The following is a 17,311-nucleotide window of genomic DNA, read 5'->3' as shown; positions in this document are numbered from 1 at the left end:
CAGGACGGCCAGGATGAAACGGGCGAGAAAATCGAGACGAGAGCCATGCCAGTCCAGGTGTGTGGCAAGCAGGGTTCGGAGCAGTCTGACAGTGCGGGTTTCGGGCATCGTGACGTTGGGGCAGAGTCTCAAGACAATGCCATTATAATCAAAATCTTAATTTGAAATGTACTGTACTGAGGTCGCGACATTCAAGAATATGCTGAAGTTCGAGAAAAAACGCGTGAATCTCTGTCCCTACAGAACGCGGATAGCCCGCTCCTCGGCGCCCAGGGTCCGGCGGATTCCTGTGCGTCTAGAGCACCACGTCGGTCGCGTCGATGGCCGTGACTGGCACCAGTCGTCAGTCATCATCACGCTGTACCTCTAGAGCGATCAGGTTGCCGTCGCCGTCGACCTCAGCCTGAAACTCAATGGGGTGGCAGCAGACTGGACAGTCCTCAATGTAGTGCTGGCTGCCTGCAGAACTGTCCACCAGGGTATCGAAGTCTTCGCCGCAGTAGGGGCATTCAACCCGCGCGTCTTCAAGCATTTGTGTTTCCTCAGGATAGCGTCGCGCATGGAACGCGATCTGGAACGGATGACCAACCGGCTCGATCTCACCGACGACCAGATCAACCGGATCAAGGCGCTGTTCGACGCAGAGAAGACGAATCCGGAGCTGAACCGATGAGCAGCGCGCGATGATCGAGAACCGCAAGCGTTCTGACTGCGACACATCATCGCGGTGCCGTCGACGCGGTGGCGTTTATTCGCGCACCTTTCTCGCTGGCGGTGTTTCGTCAAATGGTTCAAGGTGGCGATGACAGGGCACACCCGTGCCAGGAATACCACCGATCCATCTGAATCATCGAATCATGCGCAAATGGACGTTGATCTTCGTCATCGCCGTGCTGGCCGGTGGCGGCTGGCTCTGGTGGCGTGAGGCCCCGGTCGCCGTCACCGTCGTTGCGCCAACGCGCGGCCCCGCCGTCGAGGCGATCTACGCAACCGGCAGCGTGGAGCCCGGCGTCATGCTGCCGATCGCCTCGCGGGCGGCGGGCAATCTGGTCGAACTCAATGCCGACGAGGGCGATCAGGTCGTCAAGGGACAGGCATTGGCACGGCTCGACGATACGGATCTGACCAATACGGTGCAGGAGCTGGACGCGCGGGCGCGTTTCGCGCGGTTGAATCTCCAGCGCATGCGCGAACTGGTGCAGCGCAAGGTCGTGGCCACCATCGAGGTCGATCAGGCGCGCGCCGACCTGGAGGCCGCCGAGGCGGTGCTGAGACGCGCCAAGGCGCAACGCGGTTTCATGGCCCTCACCGCACCCGCCGATGGTCTCATCATCCGCCGCGACGGCGAGATCGGTGAGTTCATCCCGGCGGGGCAGGCGGTGTTCTATCTCTCCTGCTGCGCTCCGCTGCGGGTCACGGCCGACGTGGACGAGGAGGACATCCCTCAGGTGCGCGTCGGGCAGGCGGTCGTCTTGCATGCCGATGCACTGCCGGAGCAGGTGTTCGATGGCGAGGTCAGTCAGATCACGCCCAAGGGCGACCCGGTCGCGCGCACCTTTCGGGTCCGCATCCGGCTCGCCGATCCGGCGGGTCTGCGGATCGGCATGACGGTCGACGCCAACCTGATCCTGACCGAGCGACAGGATGCCCTGCTGGTACCGTCCACCGCCCTCCAGAACGACGTCCTCTGGCTGGTGGCGGACGGCCGGCTGCATCGCCAGCCGGTGCGCATCGGTGTGGCCGGCGCGCTACGTACCGAGATCCTCGATGGATTGCCGCCGGATGCCCTGGTCGTCGCCACGCCCTCCGAAGCCCTTCGCGACGGCGCCGCCGTGCGTATCCGTTCAGCCGACACTGCATCCCAGCCCTGATGCGCATTCAGCTCCAGGTCGCGCTCACCCATCTCACCGGGCGTCGGCGCCAGACGCTGGTCTCGCTCATCGGTGTGGTGCTCGGGGTCGCCTTTTTCCTGGCGGTGTCCTCCCTGATGCGCGGCTCCGAACAGGACTTCATCAAGCGTCTGGTCGACAACAGTCCGCACATCACCGTTTCGGACGAGGTGCGTCGCCCCCGGACCCAGCCGGCCGAGCAACGCTGGACCGACGGGGCCGTCAGGATCCGCAGCCTCAAGCCACAGACCGAGACGCGTGGCATTCGCGGCTACCGCAAGAAGCTCGCGCTGATCGAGGCCATTCCGGGCGTGCGGGTCGCGCCGGTGCTGATCGGCTCGGCCGTGCTCACCTTCGCCGGGCGGGAGGAGGGCGTCACCCTCTCGGGCATCGTGCCGAAGACCATGAAGACCGTCTCTACCATTCAGGACAAGATGGTCGAGGGCTCGCTCGATGCGCTCGACGTCAACCCGAACGGGATCGTCATCGGCACCGGGCTGGCCGAGAAATTCAACCTCGGTCTCGGCCGCAACCTGACCGTGGTGGCCGCGAGCGGAGCCAGTCGCGCCATGAAGGTGGTCGGCCTCTTTCGCACCGGCAATGCCTCGGTCGACGAGACCCAGACCTTCACCCTGCTCAAGCGTGCGCAGGTCATGTTCGAGCGGCCCAACCGGGTCAATCGCTTCCTGATCCAGCTCGACGACGCCTATGCCGCGCGTGCCGTCGCCCAACGCATCGAGGCCGCCATCGGCGACAAATCGGTCTCCTGGGTCGAGGCGTCGGAGGACATCCTGAGCGTGCTGGTGGTACGCAACATCATCATGTACAGCGTGGTGTCGGCGATCCTGATCGTGGCCTCATTCGGCATCTACAACACCCTCTCGACCATCGTGCTGGAGAAGACTCACGACATCGCGATCCTCAAATCCATGGGCTTCCACGCCCGCGACATACGGCTCATCTTCCTGTTCGAAGGGGTCGTCATCGGTTTGATCGGCAGCCTCTTCGGCCTGGTCCTGGGAGCCGGTCTCATGCACGCCCTGTCGCAGGTTCAAATCAAGCCGCCGGGCGTCTCGGAGCAGGTCTTTCTGCCGATCTGGTGGGGCGCGCAGCAATTCGCCTTGGCCACGGCCTTCGCCATGGCGTCCTGCATCCTCGCCGCCTATCTCCCGGCGCGCCGCGCGGGGCGGGTGCATCCGGTGGAGATTCTGCGAGGTGCGGCGTGAGCGCGGTGCTGCGCGCGGAGCATCTGGTTCGCATCCTGCCCGGCGAGGTGCCGGTCACGTTGGTGAAGGATGTCAGTCTTGCCATCGAGCACGGCGAGTTCATCTGCATCATGGGTCCATCCGGGTCGGGCAAGTCCTCGCTGCTCTATCTGCTGGGGCTGCTCGATGTCCCGACCTCGGGGCGGGTGTGGCTCGACGGCGAGGAGACCTCAGGCTATGGCGAAGACGACCTGGCGAACCGCCGACTGGAGAAGCTCGGGTTCGTGTTCCAGTTCCATTTCCTGCTCGCCGAGTTCTCGGTACTCGACAACGTGACCCTACCGATCCGCCGCCTCGGGCGGCTCGATGCCTCCGATGCTCGCGCGCGGGGGCTTACGCTGCTGGATCGGCTGGGCGTCGTCGAGCAGAGCGCCAAGTACCCGCACCAACTCTCCGGCGGGCAGCGCCAGCGCGTCGCCATCGCCCGTGCTCTGGCCAATGACCCGCTGATCCTCCTCGCCGACGAACCGACCGGCAATCTGGATTCGGCATCGGGCGGCACGGTCCGTCAGATCCTCAAGGATCTGGCGCACGAGATGGGCAAGACGGTGGTCGCGGTGACCCACGATGCGTCCTTTGCCGCTGCCGCCGATCGGCGTATTGGGATCGTCGACGGCCGGATCGACGCCGATTGGCGCGCGGTTTAGGCGCGGGCGCTCGATCTGTGGGGCGGGTCACCGGCTCAGCGCAATCTCCGCGATGATGCCGCTGGCGATCGCGATCAGTACGAAATCCGAGCCTGTTTGAACCCTATGGTAGCCGCGGGGCGTGTCGCTCATTCTTGGCGTGATGCGGTGGGGATCGGTGCCCTCTGGATGGGGCTCGATGCTGGTCGTTCCGTTGGTCGCGACCTGGGGGCTGATCGTTGCGCGATTGCCTGTGCGTGGCCGGCTGGTGATTGCGTCCCCTCTGCCGTGAGCGCTGCCCCGACGATTCCGTGTGGGGTGTACCTATTTTTTCGGATGCACGACGTCAGGCAGCAGGCGCTCGAACTCTTTCCTGACCACCTTGTAGCATTCGCATACCCGCTTCTCCAGGCCCGGTCGATCCAGCACAGTGATGTGCCCCCGGCTATAGCGGATCAACCCCGCCGCCTGCAACCGCCCGGCGGCCTCGGTCACGCCCTCGCGCCGTACGCCCAGCATGTTGGCGATCAGTTCCTGGGTCATGTGCAACTCGTTCGACGGCAATCGATCGAGACTGAGCAGCAGCCAGCGGCAGAGCTGCTGGTCCACCGTATGGTGGCGATTGCAGACGGCGGTCTGCGCCATCTGGGTCAGCAGGGCCATGGTGTAGCGCAGCAACAGCGGCTGCAACGCCCCCTGGCGAGGCCCCCCGAGGCGGGCGAACTCCAGCTTGAGCACCCGTCCCTTCAGACGATAGGCGTGGCCCGCGCTCTGCACCACGGCCCGATTCGGCACCGTGCCGCCGCCCATGAAGAGGGCGATGCCGACGATGCCCTCGTTGCCGACCACGGCGATTTCGGCGGAGGCGCCGTTCTCCATGACGTACAGCAGGGAGACGATGGCGTTGGTGGGGAAATAGACATGGTTCAATTCCACGCCAGGCTCGTAGAGGACCATGCCGAGTGGCAGCGTGACCAGCTCCAGTTCCGTACTCAGGTGTGCGTAATCATCCTCGGGCAGGGCGTCGAGTAGACGGTTTTGCTGTGGGTTCGGAGGCGGTAGATTGGGCATGTTGGGCATGCGCCACCTTTTGGATTGACCGTCCAAGATCGGACCGCATGGATTTCACGGCTGACGGCATCAGGGTGTCAAGGCGGTTTTTGTCCGCTGGCGGACAGATTGAGACTGTTCGACCCTGGGCGCGCATCCCGAGCGTCAATTCACCGCAATCGCCTCTTTCGGAAGCGTGCGAATCACAGGGGGCGTAACCGTTTGGTCTTGCCGTGGGTATTGGCGCCGTAGAGCGCAGCCAGGCGCAGGACGCGCGGCTTTGGCCGAATAGTCGCCGCTGCTCTCGACCGCTCCTCGGGCACACCAGCCGCCGCGCCGCCGGTTCGAAGGGTGGTTTCCCGCGTCAACCCAAGACCTGCTCGTACATTGCCTCTGCCGCCCCATAACAGCCGCAGGCGGCGCTTTGTAGGCCGGTACGGTCGAGCACGGTGACTTCCCCGCGCCGGTACTGAATCAGCTGGCGCTCCTGCAGCGCGCTTGCCGCCTTGGTCACACCCACGCGACGTACCCCCAGCAAGAGGGCTAGGAGCTCATGGGTGACATGGAAGTGATTGGAATGCGCCCGGTCCTGGGTCATCAACAACCAGCGGGCGAGGCGCGCCTCCACCCTGTGGAAGCGGGTGCAGGTGAGCAACTGGATGCTCTGGTTCATCAAGACGTCGAGATAGCGGTGGAGCCTGGCCTGTAGGACGCTGCTCTGGTGCATCGCTTCGCCAAATCCTTCACTGGACAGGCGCCACGCCGGCCCTGGTCCTTGGACGAAGGTGCGGATCTGGGTGAACTCGACTCCCAGGATCAGGGGCGTGCCGATCATGCCTTCATTACCAACGAGCCGCACCTCCAGACCGGTGTGATCTGCGGGCGGGGCCACCAGGGATACGAAACTGTCGGTGGGGAAATAGACGTCGCGGATCCGGTCCCCCGGCTCGTTGATTACCTCGCCACGCCGCAGCTCGACGGACTCGCAGTTCGCCAGAACCGCTCGCCGGTCCTGGTCGGGCAGGGCGGCCAGGAGCCGGTTCTCGATCTGGTCGGGTGTTTTCACGGAGTCCGATTGCACGCGCGCGTTCTCCTTTGGTCGGTGATGGACGAAGAACAGACGGCGCAAGGCTGGAACGGGTGAGTGGGTTGGCCGTGATGGGTAGCAATACGCTCAACGGCCCGCTCGGTCGGTACGCTGCCAAACATAGCGCGCGTTTGACTTCTTTCGGTTTCCGCTGCGCAAGGCGCCCGGTCGAGGCGCGGCGGGACCCTGTCCCGGAAACGCATTGCTTTGTGTGCTAGCGAACAGACGCCGGTCGTGGCGGTGACTATCGTGGCGCTTACCGACTATTTGCACCGTTTGGAAGAAAAATTGCCATGTCTCTGATTACATTGGTCATGACGCTCGTTGTCGTGGGATTGATCCTCTGGTTGATCAATAACTACATCCCGATGGATCGCACCATTAAGAAGATCTTGAACGCGGTCGTCGTGATTGTCGTGGTTCTGTGGCTCTTGTCCGTCTTTGGGCTGATTCCCCCGATATCGGGAATGCGGATTGGCTAGAAGGTCGGACCAGAACAGATCGCGCCATCCTCCGGAAGGAATAAATAAAATATTATGAATGCGGATGCATTATTGAAAAGACAGACGCTGGCCAAGAAGGCCGCGAAGGTCGTTACCTATTACGATCCTCGCACCTGGAAAGAAAAGGGACTTTGGTGGACCGCCGGTCTGTTTCTGGTCACCTATTTGATTGTCGTCCTTATCCTGGGCATCTATTGGTCGCGCTCGCCTGGTCTGTATGACGTGCGTGAACAGGCGCTCTCTCTGGTGAATCAGGATGAAAGCAAGCTGGTGACAGGAACTGCCACCACGGCGACCGCCATCCGCATTGGAGAGACCCTGCTCGACAAGCCCGGCGGTTATCTGACCAACGACGTCTCTCCTCCGAGTGTGTTTCTGGACAACATTCCCAACTGGGAATTCGGTGCATTGACCGCATGGCGCGATCTGCTCAACGCGCTGCGCAACGACTTCAGTCGTGCCCAATCCCAGTCGGTCGAGGACAAAAATCTAGAAATCGCACAACCCCAGTCCAACTACCAATCGGACTCCTGGATCCTGCCTTCCACCGAGTCGGAGTACCGCACCGGCATCGACGCCCTCTATCGGTATAGCCAGGGCCTTTCCGATACCGCAGCCGTCCATGCCCAGTTCTTTGCCCGCGCTGACAATCTGACCACCTATCTCGAAGTGGTTGAAAAACGCCTCGGCAGCCTCGCGCAGCGTTTGTCTTTTGCGGTCGGCCAGGACCATCTCGATACCGCATTGGCCGGCGATCCAAGCGCCCGTCAGTCGACGCCGGCTCCCGCCCAGACGCAGACCAAGACGTCTTGGTCCAAGATCGACGACATCTTTTTCGAGGCGCGCGGTTACACCTGGGCACTGCTGCATTCGCTGCAAGCGATGGCGATCGACTTCGATCCCGTGCTCAAGGACAAGAATGCCGAGGTTTCCTTGGAACAGATTATCCGCGAATTGAAAAACACCCAGAACGCTATCTGGAGTCCGTTGATTCTCAACGGCACTGGATACGGGCCAATGGCGAATCATTCGCTGGTGAGCGCCTCCTATATCTCCCGGGTCAATGCTGCGATCACCGATCTGCGCAATCTGTTGCAGAAAGGCTGAATCGGGCGTTCGCCGAACGGCTTACGCTTGAATCATCGTATCAATTTAGAGGGTATCGACATGGCTACCATGCGGCCCGCAGGTGTGATCAGGATGGGGCTGATTCTGGGGGGCGGCACGCAAGGCCGTGCATCTCGATGGATCAAACCAATCCCGTCTGGATGTTTACAGGAATAAATAACTGTCCGGGATGCTTCAATGTCTCAGATCAAGTGTCTAGGATCAAACGAGTAACGTCATGGCTTATATCCAATTACTGATCAATCTGGTCGCATTCGTGGCCATTCTGTGGGTTGTGAATGTGCGCATCCCGATGAATGCGACCGTTAGGAAGGTCGCGAATGTGGTTGTTGTCGTCATCGCGATCCCCTTTGTTCTCGGTGCATTCGGGTTCTTTGGTCCGATATCTTGGTGAATGCGAAACGGCTCGGATTCTGCAGTCGTGTGATGAGTCGGTGGGGCGTTGTATTCCGGCAATCCGCCGGGTGAAATAAGTGAGACAGGAGAATGTCATGGTGGCGTCAAGAGATGAATATGTTGCGCGAATGAAGGCGCAGATCGATGAATGGAGCAAGAGTATCGCTGCGATGGAAGAGAAGGGAAATGAAATCAAGGAAGATGCCAAGTTGAAATATCAGGAGCAACTTGCCGTGCTGCGTGTCCAGCGCGCAGAAGGCGAAAAGAAGTTGGAGGAGGTGCAGGCCGCGAGCGAGAGCACCTGGGAGCAGGTGAAGGCGGAAAGCGATAATGTCTGGGAGGCATTCAAAGACTCCTATCAGGCGTTCGCGGCGCATTTCACGCATAAGCCTTAACTCACGCGCTACAGGTGAGGTGATCTGACGCGATCGACTGCGCGTCCTGAGTACCTCTCCGGGCATTCCGTCCGGAGAGGCGGCGGCCGAGCGTAGGAGACTGCACCATTGAAGGCGAGCAAGATGAGGGTGCGCGAATTACTGGCCCAGTGGCGGCAAGGACGTCCTGGCAACCGGTTGGCCATTCGCGAGCGTGGCGACGAGCCACCGTTGCGCGCGGCGCTCTTCAGTGCCATCCAGATGGAACAGCACGGAAAGAATCTCGCCGCCTCGCATCTGTTGATGTCTGGACATCCGCCGGACCGCCTGCTGGCACGTCTCACCGAGAATGAAAAAATCCTGCTCGATGTCTGTCGGCTGCTCATGGCGGCAGTCGCGGAGAATCGCCGGGTTGCACCGGCCGGTGAATGGCTGCTCGATAACTTCTATCTGATCGAGGATCAGATCCGCACCGCCAAGCGGCATCTGCCCAAAGGCTACAGCCGGGAGTTGCCGCGACTGCGTCATGGTCTCTCGGCGGGTCTGCCTCGGGTCTATGACCTGGCGCTGGAGATCATCGCTCACGGCGATGGCCGGGTCGATCCCGAAAACCTCAACCATTTCGTCGCCGCCTATCAGACGGTCACCACCCTCAAACTGGGTGAGTTATGGGCCATCCCGATCATGCTGCGTCTGGCGCTGATCGAAAATCTTCGCCGCGTCGCCGCCCGCATCGCCGCCGGGCGGACCGATCAGAATCTGGCCGATGCCTGGGCCGACGCCATGATGGCGATGGCCGAGCGCGATCCCAAGAATCTGATCCTGGTGATCGCCGACATGGCGCGCTCGAATCCACCCCTCTCCGGCACCTTCGTGGCGGAGTTGGCGCGCCGACTCCAGGGTCAGAGCTCCGCACTTGCCTTGCCGCTGACTTGGATCGAGCAGCAGCTCGCCGAATCGCACCGGACCATCGAACAGTTGGTGCAGATCGAAAACCAGCAGCAGGCGGCCGACCAGGTCTCGATCGGCAACAGCATCGGCAGTCTGCGCGCCCTGGGTGCGACGGACTGGCGCACGTTCGTCGAGAACATGAGTCTGGTCGATCGGATCTTGCGCGACGATCCGCATGGGCTATACGGGCGCATGGAGTTCGCCGCGCGCGATCGCTATCGCCACGTGGTGGAGACGATCGCGAAGCACAGTCAGTTCTCCGAGGCGGAGGTGGCCCGCTCAGCGGTCGAACTGGCGCGAAAGGGCGCGCTCGCGAGCGCGTCTGGCGAGCGCGAGGCGCATGTCGGGTTCTACCTGATCGATCGCGGTCTGGTCCTGCTCGAACGCCAGGCGGGGGCACGTGTCCGTACCCTGGAGTCACTGCGACGGCGCGGTCGCCAGTTCCCCCTCTCTTTGTATCTGGGCGCGATCGCGCTGCTCGCGGTCCTCTTCACGGCGGGATTGCTGGAGCCGCTGCGGGCCGAGGAACTGCCGAGTTGGTTGTTCGTCCTGCTAGGGCTGCTCGCGCTCTTGGGCACCAGTCAATTGGCGGTGGCCCTGGTGAACTGGGCGGCCACCCTGCTGACGACCCCAGCTCCACTCCCACGCATGGATTTTTCCGACGGCATTCCAGCGGATCGGCGCACCCTGGTGGTGACCCCGACCATGCTCACCAGTACCGAGGGCATCGAGTCGCTGGTCGAGGCGCTGGAGGTGCGCTTTCTGGCCAATCGGGACGACGGTCTGCACTTCGCGCTGCTGACCGATTTTCGCGATGCACCGCTGGAAACGCTGTCCACCGACGCGTCGTTGGTGGCCTTGGCCGCGCGGCGAATCGCCGCGCTGAATGCGAAATACCCGCGCGCGCATGGCGACTCCTTTTTCCTGTTCCACCGTCCGCGCCGCTGGAACGCGCGCGAACGGATCTGGATGGGGTACGAGCGCAAGCGCGGCAAGCTCGCCGATCTGAACGCGTTGCTGCGTGGCGACGCGGCGGACCGGTTTGCCTTGATCGTGGGCGAGACGGCGATCCTCGCGGACGTGCGCTACGTCATTACGCTCGACACCGATACCCAACTTCCGCGCGACACGGCGTGCCAGTTGGTCGGTGCCATGGCGCACCCGCTCAATCGGCCGGTCTACGATCGCGCCCGGGAGCGCGTATGCGAGGGCTACGGTATCCTGCAACCCAGGGTGGCCGTGAGTCTGCCTGGCGCCAACCGCTCGCGTTATGCCCGTCTGCACGGCAGCGACGCTGGGATCGATCCCTATACCCACGCCGTTTCCGACGTCTATCAGGACTGGTTCCAGGAAGGCTCCTTCATCGGCAAGGGTATCTATGATGTCGACGCCTTCGAGCTGTCACTCGAAGGGCGCTTTCCCGAGAATCGCATCCTCAGTCACGACCTGCTGGAGGGCTGCTACGCGCGCTCCGGACTGCTCTCCGACGTGCAGCTGTACGAGGACTTTCCCTCCTCCTATAGCGCGGATGTCAGCCGGCAGTATCGCTGGATTCGCGGGGACTGGCAGATCGCGCACTGGCTGTTGCCGTGGATCCCCGGTGTCGCTGGGCACGCACGGGGCAACCCGCTCTCGGCCCTGTCGCGCTGGAAGCTGGCCGACAATCTTCGGCGCAGTCTGGTGCCTGCGGCCCTGACCCTGTCGTTGATCCTGGGTTGGGTTTTCCTGGCATCGCCCGGCGTCTGGACCTTGGCGCTGCTGAGCATCGTGCTGATTCCGGCGATCATGACGGCGCTGCCGAACCTGCTGCGCAAGCCGGGTGACGTGGTCTGGAGCACCCATCTCGTCGCGGCGCTGCGCGCGGTGGTCCGCCAAGGCATGCAGGCGGTCTTCACGCTGGTCTGTCTCCCCTATGAGGGCTTTTACAGTCTGGAGGCGATGCTGCGCACACTCTGGCGGCTGGGGATCTCCCATCAGGGGCTGCTGGAATGGACCTCGTCCGGTGACCTGGATCACCAGGGTCGGGGTGTCGCCTCCTTCTACCGTCGGATGTGGATCGGCCCGGCGTTGGCCGCCGTCACCGCCATGGGCCTGACGCTCGTCGATCCGGCCAGGTTCTGGGTGGCTGGGCCCATCCTGGTGCTCTGGCTGGCATCGCCGGCGATCGCCTGGTGGCTGAGTTGCCCTCTGACGCATCGCAAGGCCCGTTTGAGCCTCGACCAGGTCCAGTTTCTTGGTACGGCCGCACGTAAGACCTGGGCCTTCTTCGAGACCTTCGTCGGCCCGGACGACCATTGGCTTCCGCCGGACAACTACCAGGAGCATCCCGCGCCGGTGGTGGCCCATCGCACCTCGCCGACCAACATGGGGCTCTCGTTGCTCGCCAATCTGGCGGCCTACGACTTCGGCTATCTGCCGGTCGGCGGATTCATCGCGCGCACGACCGGCGCCTTGAACACGATGGCTGGCCTGGAGCGCTATCGCGGTCATTGCTTCAACTGGTACGACACCCAGACGCTTAAGCCGCTGAAGCCGCTCTATATCTCCTCGGTGGACAGCGGCAACCTCGCGGGCCACCTCCTGACCTTGCAGCCGGGTCTGCTGGCACTGATCGATGCGCCCATCCTGAACGCGCGTTGGTTGGATGGCATCGACGACAGCTTCCGGATCCTGATGGAGGCGCTAACCTCGGATCCCGAGCACCGCCGCAAGACGGCTCTGCCGGAGGCGTTGACGTCATTCCGACTGTGGCTGGAGTCGGCCGCCCAGGCATCACCAACCGGGCTTGCGGCGACACGCGACTGTCTGGAATCGCTCGCGACGGCGGCCGATGTGCTCGCACAGGATCTGACCGAGCGCACCGAAGGCGACGCGAACGCCTGGGCGCTGTCCTTGGCCCGGCAATGTCGGGGGATTCTGGATGATCTGCTGTTTCTGGTGCCCTGGCTTGAGGCACCGGATTTGGGGCAGCTTGATGCGAGTGTGACATTGCGGGAGTTGGCGCGGGTTGGCTTGGTCATGGAAGACGGCAAGGACGAAGCAATGCGAGCGGCCAGTGGGCGTGCCCGTGAGCGGATTGCGGTCATCAAGGGACTGGCTCAACAGGCCGGTGAACTGGCACGGATGGACTACGACTTCCTGTTCGACGAGGCGCGACAGTTGCTGGCGATCGGCTTCAACGTCAGCGAGCACCGCCAGGACGCGAGCTATTATGATCTGCTGGCCTCGGAGGCGCGTCTTGCCTGTTTCGTGGCGATCGCTCAGGGCCAGTTGCCGCAGGAGAGCTGGTTTGCCCTGGGACGCCAGCTGACCCTCGCGGCCGGAGAACCGACGCTGCTGTCCTGGAGCGGCTCGATGTTCGAGTATCTGATGCCGTTGCTGGTGATGCCGACCTACGAGCGCACCCTGCTGGATCAGACCTATCGCACGGCGGTGGCCAGACAGATCGCCTATGGCAAGGAGCGCGGGGTGCCCTGGGGTGTGTCCGAGTCCGGCTACAACATGGTCGACCTTCAGCTCAACTATCAGTACCGCGCCTTCGGCGTCCCCGGACTGGGGCTCAAACGCTGGCTGGCAGAGGATCTGGTCGTCGCGCCCTATGCCTCGGCGCTGGCGCTGATGGTTGCGCCGGAGGCTGCCTGCCAGAATCTCCAACGCCTCGTCGCCAGCGGATTCGAGGGTCGCTACGGGTTCTACGAGGCCATCGACTACACGCCTTCGCGCCTGCCGCGCGGTCAGACGGGCTCCCTGATCCGCTCTTTCATGACCCATCACCAGGGCATGACCTTCCTGTCGCTGGCCTATCTGCTGCTGGATCGCCCGATGCAGAAACGCTTTGCCTCGGCGCCGCTGTTCCAGGCGACCTCGCTGTTGCTGCAGGAGCGCATCCCCAAGACCCCGTCCTACTATGCGCATGCCGCCAACGAGCCGAGCGACATCCGCACCGCCGCGAGTGTGCAGGAGTCGCAGATGCGGGTCTTCACCAGCCCCAACACCCGCACCCCCGAGGTCAAACTGCTCTCGAACGGGCGCTACCACGTCATGGTCACCAACGCTGGCGGTGGCTACAGCCGCTGGAAGGATCTGGCCGTGACGCGCTGGCGCGAAGACACGACCCGCGATCACTGGGGCGCCTTCTGCTACCTGCGCGACCTGGCGAGCGGCGAACTCTGGTCGACCGCCCATCAGCCGACGCTCAAGACGCCGGACAGCTACGAGGCGATCTTCTCGGAGGGGCGTGCCGAGTTCCGTCGTCGCGACCAGGGGATCGAGTCCTATACCGAGATCGCGGTCTCGCCCGAGGACGACATCGAGCTGCGCCGAGTGCGTCTCACCAATCGTTCGCGGGTGCGCCGGGTCATCGAGGTCACCAGTTATACCGAGGTGGTGATTGCACCGGCAGCGGCGGACGCCTTGCACCCGGCCTTTAGCAACCTCTTCGTGCAGACCGAGATCCTCCATCCGCATCCGGCGATCCTCTGTACCCGCCGGCCGCGTTCGAGCACCGAGGCGGCACCCTGGATGTTTCATCTGATGGTGGTGCGCGGGCCCGATGGTTCGGCTCCAGCCCCCTCCTACGAAACGGACCGGATGCGCTTCATCGGTCGCGGCCGTAGCCTGGAGTCGCCTCGGGCGCTCACCGAGGACGCCGAACTCTCGGGCAGCGCCGGGTCGGTGCTGGATCCCATCGTCGCCATCCGCTATCGCGTCACGCTCGATCCGGACCAGGCGGTTACGCTCGATCTGGTCACCGGCATCGGCGACAGCCGCGACATGGCCCTGGGCCTGGTCGAGAAATACCAGGATCAGCGTCTCGCCGATCGCGTCTTCGACCTGGCCTGGACGCACAGCCAGGTGGTGTTGCGCCAGCTCAATGCCACCCAAGCCGATGTGCAGCTCTATGGTGGCCTGGCCAGCTCGATCCTCTATGCCAATGCCGCGCTGCGCGCCGAACCGAGCGTGCTGGCCCAGAATCGGCGCGGACAATCCGGGCTCTGGAGCCATGCGGTGTCGGGCGACGTGCCGATCGTACTGGTACAGATCGGCGATCCCGCCAACATCGAGTTGGTCCATCAACTGGTGCAGGCCCATGCCTACTGGCGGCTGAAGGGATTGACCGTCGACCTGGTGATCTGGAACGAGGATCGCGCCGGTTACCGGCAACAACTCCATGACCAGATTCTGGGACTGATTGCCGCAGGCGTCGAAGCGCATGAAATCGACCGCCCCGGCGGTATCTTCATCCGGCCGGCGGATCAGATCAGCCACGAGGATCGCATCCTGTTCCAGACCGTGGCGCGGGTCATCCTCAGCGACACGCGGGGCTCCCTGGTCGAACAGCTCGGTCGGCGTGCTCCGCCGGAAAAGCGCATCCCACGCCTGCGCCCGACCCGCACCCGCTTCGCCGAATGGAGCCGCGACGTCGACACAGTGGACGGTGGCGATCCTCTTGCTCGACTCGGGGCGGATCGCCGCCAACGCCTGTTCGACAACGGGCTGGGCGGTTTCAGTCCCGATGGGCGCGAGTACCTCATCACCACCGCGCCCGGCCAGACGACACCCGCTCCCTGGGTCAATGTTCTGGCGAATCCGCACTTTGGGACGGTCCTCTCGGAGAACGGCCTGGCCTACACCTGGAGCGAAAACGCCCACGAGTTCCGCCTCACCCCCTGGCACAACGACCCGGTCAGCGATGCGAGCGGCGAGGCATTCTATCTGCGCGACGAGACGAGCGGTCAGGTCTGGTCTCCAACGCCCTTGCCGGCCCCTGGCACGACGGCCTATGTCACCCGCCACGGTTTCGGTTACAGCGTCTTCGAGCACACCGAGGACGAGATCCAGTCCGAACTCTGGGTCTACGTGGCGGTGGACGCCCCCATCAAGTTCTCGGTGCTGAAGGTGCGCAATCTGTCGACGCAGCCGCGTCAGCTGTCCGCGACCGGCTACATGGAATGGGTGCTCGGTGATCTGAGCCCAAAGACCAGCCTGCATGTCATCACCGAGATCGACCCGGTCAGCGGCGCCCTGTTCGCACGCAATCCCTACAACACCGAGTTCGCCGATCGGATCGCCTTTTTCGACACGGACGATGCAACGCGCACGATCAGTGGCGACCGCACCGAGTTCCTTGGACGCAACGGGACGCCGCGCCATCCGGCTGCGCTGACGCGGCTGCGGCTCTCCGGCAAGGTTGGGGCGGGGCTGGATGCCTGTGCCGCGATCCAGGTGGGTTTCGAGCTGGCACCAGGGGAGGAGCGAGAGATCGTCTTCCGGCTCGGCGTGGTCGGGCGGCGCGGTGCGGATGATGCCAGCACCCTAGTGCATCGCTGTCGTGGCGTTTCCGCCGCGCACAGGGCGCTGGAGGCGGTGCGCCAGCAATGGACGCGGATCCTGGGCGCGGTGCAGGTGGACACCCCGGATCCGTCTCTGAATATCCTGGCCAACGGCTGGCTGCTCTATCAGACGCTGGCCTGTCGGCTCTGGGCGCGCAGCGGTTACTACCAGTCGGGCGGTGCCTTCGGTTTCCGCGATCAGCTGCAGGATACGATGGCGCTGATCCACGCCGAGCCGGCCTTGGTGCGCGAGCATCTGCTGCTGTGCGCCAGCCGTCAGTTCCGCGAGGGCGATGTGCAGCACTGGTGGCATCCGCCCTCGGGTCGCGGGGTGCGCACCCGCTGCTCGGACGATTATCTCTGGCTGCCGTTGGCGACCTGCCGCTATGTCCAGGCGACCGGAGACACCGGGGTGCTGGACGAACTGGCTCACTTCCTGGAGGGCCGCCTGGTTAGTGGAGAGGACGATTCCTACTACGACCTTCCGGGCCAGTCCGACGAATCGGCGAGCCTCTACGATCATTGCGTGCGCGCCATCCTGCACGGTCTGCGCTTCGGCGAGCATGGTCTGCCGTTGATGGGCTCTGGCGACTGGAACGACGGCATGGACCTGGTCGGGATCAAGGGCCGAGGCGAGAGCGTCTGGCTGGGGTTCTTCCTCTACGAGGTCCTGACGCGGTTCGTCGAGGTGGCGCGTTTGCGGGACGATCTACCCTTCGTCGAGCGTTGCCAGCGGGAGGCGGATCAACTGCGTGACAAGCTCGAACAGCATGGCTGGGATGGCGACTGGTATCGGCGCGCCTATTTCGACGATGGGACCCCATTGGGCTCGGCCGGTCAGGCCGAATGCCAGATCGATTCGATCGCCCAGAGCTGGTCGGTGCTCTCCGGCGCCAGCAACCGGGAGCGCACGCATCAGGCGATGGAGTCGCTCAATGCACACCTGGTGCGCCGCGATGCCGGCCTGATCCAGCTCCTGGATCCGCCCTTCGACCAGTCGCCGCTGAGTCCCGGCTACATCAAGGGCTATGTCCCCGGCGTGCGGGAGAACGGCGGGCAATACACCCACGCGGCGATCTGGACGGCGATGGCGTTCGCGCAACTTGGCGACCGCACGCGCGCCTGGGAGCTGTTCGACATCATCAATCCCATCAACCATGCCCGCTCGCCCGAGGAGGTCGCGACCTACAAGGTCGAACCCTATGTGGTCGCGGCCGATGTCTATGCGGTCTCGCCGCATGTCGGGCGCGGTGGTTGGACCTGGTACAGCGGCTCGGCGGGTTGGATGTATCGGCTGATCCTGGAATCCCTACTGGGTCTGCGACTGGAAGGGCAGATCCTGCGCATCGAACCCTGTTTGCCCAGAGCGTGGGACGGTTTCACGCTCAGCTATCGCTATCGGGAGACGACCTACCAGATCGTCGTCACCCAGGTGTCGGAAGAGGAGGGCGCGCCGAGGGTGACCCTGGACGGCATCGAGCAAGCCGGCTTGGCGATTCCCTTGAGCGACGATCGCCAGGAGCACGCGGTCGAGGTGAAACTCAGCGGTGAGCCGCAAGGGTGACGGGTCGAGGCCGTCGTCGGATGGCGGTATCCCGGTCGTGGTGGGTCATCGATACAGCACGTGGAGAATGCGAATGGGCACACGCGGCACGCATGTTCCGGCGCATGACATCCCTCGGCTGACAGGGCGGATCGCCGAATCCGTCG

The 17,311-nt window shown here is 63.6% G+C and carries 12 protein-coding genes; 8 read left to right on the top strand and 4 right to left on the bottom strand.

What is annotated here, in order from left to right:
• Nucleotides 1-343: 343 nt before the first annotated feature.
• Nucleotides 344-532 (bottom strand): CPXCG motif-containing cysteine-rich protein, encoded by a 189-nt coding sequence (locus THIDRDRAFT_RS14935; RefSeq protein ID WP_007041704.1) that lies wholly within the window; start codon nucleotides 530-532, stop codon nucleotides 344-346.
• 325 nt (nucleotides 533-857) lie between these two features.
• Between THIDRDRAFT_RS14935 and THIDRDRAFT_RS14930 the strand changes: the two genes are divergently transcribed.
• The 3 genes from THIDRDRAFT_RS14930 to THIDRDRAFT_RS14920 are packed head-to-tail and all read left to right on the top strand — an operon-like array spanning nucleotide 858 to nucleotide 3,801.
• Nucleotides 858-1,871 (top strand): efflux RND transporter periplasmic adaptor subunit, encoded by a 1,014-nt coding sequence (locus THIDRDRAFT_RS14930; RefSeq protein WP_007041702.1) that lies wholly within the window; start codon nucleotides 858-860, stop codon nucleotides 1,869-1,871.
• Nucleotides 1,871-3,115 carry an ABC transporter permease gene (locus THIDRDRAFT_RS14925; protein ID WP_007041701.1) on the top strand — a complete coding sequence of 415 codons (1,245 nt, stop codon included), beginning with the start codon at nucleotides 1,871-1,873 and terminating at the stop codon, nucleotides 3,113-3,115. Before THIDRDRAFT_RS14930 ends, THIDRDRAFT_RS14925 begins: the two co-directional genes overlap by 1 nt.
• Nucleotides 3,112-3,801: an ABC transporter ATP-binding protein gene (locus THIDRDRAFT_RS14920; RefSeq protein ID WP_007041700.1), complete on the top strand. Its 690-nt coding sequence runs from the start codon at nucleotides 3,112-3,114 to the stop codon at nucleotides 3,799-3,801. The genes THIDRDRAFT_RS14925 and THIDRDRAFT_RS14920 overlap by 4 nt, the downstream gene beginning before the upstream one ends.
• 27 nt (nucleotides 3,802-3,828) lie before the next feature.
• Here THIDRDRAFT_RS14920 and THIDRDRAFT_RS27335 read toward each other — a convergent pair whose 3' ends face one another.
• The 3 genes from THIDRDRAFT_RS27335 to THIDRDRAFT_RS14910 form a co-directional block, all read right to left on the bottom strand.
• Nucleotides 3,829-3,933 carry an RcnB family protein gene (locus THIDRDRAFT_RS27335; RefSeq protein WP_083827496.1) on the bottom strand — a complete coding sequence of 35 codons (105 nt, stop codon included), beginning with the start codon at nucleotides 3,931-3,933 and terminating at the stop codon, nucleotides 3,829-3,831.
• A gap of 171 nt (nucleotides 3,934-4,104) precedes the next feature.
• Nucleotides 4,105-4,860 carry a Crp/Fnr family transcriptional regulator gene (locus tag THIDRDRAFT_RS14915; RefSeq protein WP_007041699.1) on the bottom strand — a complete coding sequence of 252 codons (756 nt, stop codon included), beginning with the start codon at nucleotides 4,858-4,860 and terminating at the stop codon, nucleotides 4,105-4,107.
• 334 nt (nucleotides 4,861-5,194) lie between these two features.
• Complete coding sequence (locus THIDRDRAFT_RS14910) at nucleotides 5,195-5,911, bottom strand: Crp/Fnr family transcriptional regulator (protein WP_007041698.1); 717 nt, start codon at nucleotides 5,909-5,911, stop codon at nucleotides 5,195-5,197.
• 299 nt (nucleotides 5,912-6,210) lie between these two features.
• On the opposite strand from THIDRDRAFT_RS14910, the gene THIDRDRAFT_RS26820 reads away from it, so the two are divergent.
• The 5 genes from THIDRDRAFT_RS26820 to THIDRDRAFT_RS14890 all read left to right on the top strand — a co-directional run bounded on the left by THIDRDRAFT_RS26820 (nucleotide 6,211) and on the right by THIDRDRAFT_RS14890 (nucleotide 17,165).
• Nucleotides 6,211-6,399 carry a Thivi_2564 family membrane protein gene (locus THIDRDRAFT_RS26820; RefSeq protein WP_007041697.1) on the top strand — a complete coding sequence of 63 codons (189 nt, stop codon included), beginning with the start codon at nucleotides 6,211-6,213 and terminating at the stop codon, nucleotides 6,397-6,399.
• A gap of 54 nt (nucleotides 6,400-6,453) precedes the next feature.
• The gene (locus tag THIDRDRAFT_RS14900; protein ID WP_007041696.1) at nucleotides 6,454-7,527 is read left to right on the top strand and encodes a DUF2333 family protein; all 1,074 of its coding nucleotides are present in this window, start codon (nucleotides 6,454-6,456) and stop codon (nucleotides 7,525-7,527) included.
• Between the two features lie 238 nt (nucleotides 7,528-7,765).
• Nucleotides 7,766-7,942, top strand: a complete 177-nt coding sequence (locus THIDRDRAFT_RS26400) for a Thivi_2564 family membrane protein (RefSeq protein WP_007041695.1) — start codon at nucleotides 7,766-7,768, stop codon at nucleotides 7,940-7,942.
• Nucleotides 7,943-8,042: 100 nt separating this feature from the next.
• On the top strand, nucleotides 8,043-8,339 hold the full coding sequence (locus THIDRDRAFT_RS14895; RefSeq protein WP_483754785.1) for a sll1863 family stress response protein: 297 nt from the start codon (nucleotides 8,043-8,045) through the stop codon (nucleotides 8,337-8,339).
• Nucleotides 8,340-8,462: 123 nt separating this feature from the next.
• The gene (locus THIDRDRAFT_RS14890; protein WP_007041693.1) at nucleotides 8,463-17,165 is read left to right on the top strand and encodes a glycoside hydrolase family 94 protein; all 8,703 of its coding nucleotides are present in this window, start codon (nucleotides 8,463-8,465) and stop codon (nucleotides 17,163-17,165) included.
• Nucleotides 17,166-17,311: the final 146 nt, after the last annotated feature.

Origin of the sequence: Thiorhodococcus drewsii AZ1 (genome assembly GCF_000224065.1) — a bacterium.
GTDB lineage: Bacteria > Pseudomonadota > Gammaproteobacteria > Chromatiales > Chromatiaceae > Imhoffiella > Imhoffiella drewsii.
Note: the sequence above shows the minus strand (reverse complement) of the source record. Positions and strands in the feature narration are given on the sequence as shown.

What these genes read in the sequence shown, in the direction of transcription:
- THIDRDRAFT_RS26400 (WP_007041695.1), top strand. Translation starts at nt 7,766, where the DNA reads ATGGCTTATATCCAATTACTGATCAATCTGGTCGCATTCGTGGCCATT.
- THIDRDRAFT_RS14915 (WP_007041699.1), bottom strand. Translation starts at nt 4,860, where the DNA reads ATGCCCAACATGCCCAATCTACCGCCTCCGAACCCACAGCAAAACCGT.
- THIDRDRAFT_RS14925 (WP_007041701.1), top strand. Translation starts at nt 1,871, where the DNA reads ATGCGCATTCAGCTCCAGGTCGCGCTCACCCATCTCACCGGGCGTCGG.
- THIDRDRAFT_RS14890 (WP_007041693.1), top strand. Translation starts at nt 8,463, where the DNA reads ATGAGGGTGCGCGAATTACTGGCCCAGTGGCGGCAAGGACGTCCTGGC.
- THIDRDRAFT_RS27335 (WP_083827496.1), bottom strand. Translation starts at nt 3,933, where the DNA reads ATGAGCGACACGCCCCGCGGCTACCATAGGGTTCAAACAGGCTCGGAT.
- THIDRDRAFT_RS14930 (WP_007041702.1), top strand. Translation starts at nt 858, where the DNA reads ATGCGCAAATGGACGTTGATCTTCGTCATCGCCGTGCTGGCCGGTGGC.
- THIDRDRAFT_RS26820 (WP_007041697.1), top strand. Translation starts at nt 6,211, where the DNA reads ATGTCTCTGATTACATTGGTCATGACGCTCGTTGTCGTGGGATTGATC.
- THIDRDRAFT_RS14935 (WP_007041704.1), bottom strand. Translation starts at nt 532, where the DNA reads ATGCTTGAAGACGCGCGGGTTGAATGCCCCTACTGCGGCGAAGACTTC.
- THIDRDRAFT_RS14900 (WP_007041696.1), top strand. Translation starts at nt 6,454, where the DNA reads ATGAATGCGGATGCATTATTGAAAAGACAGACGCTGGCCAAGAAGGCC.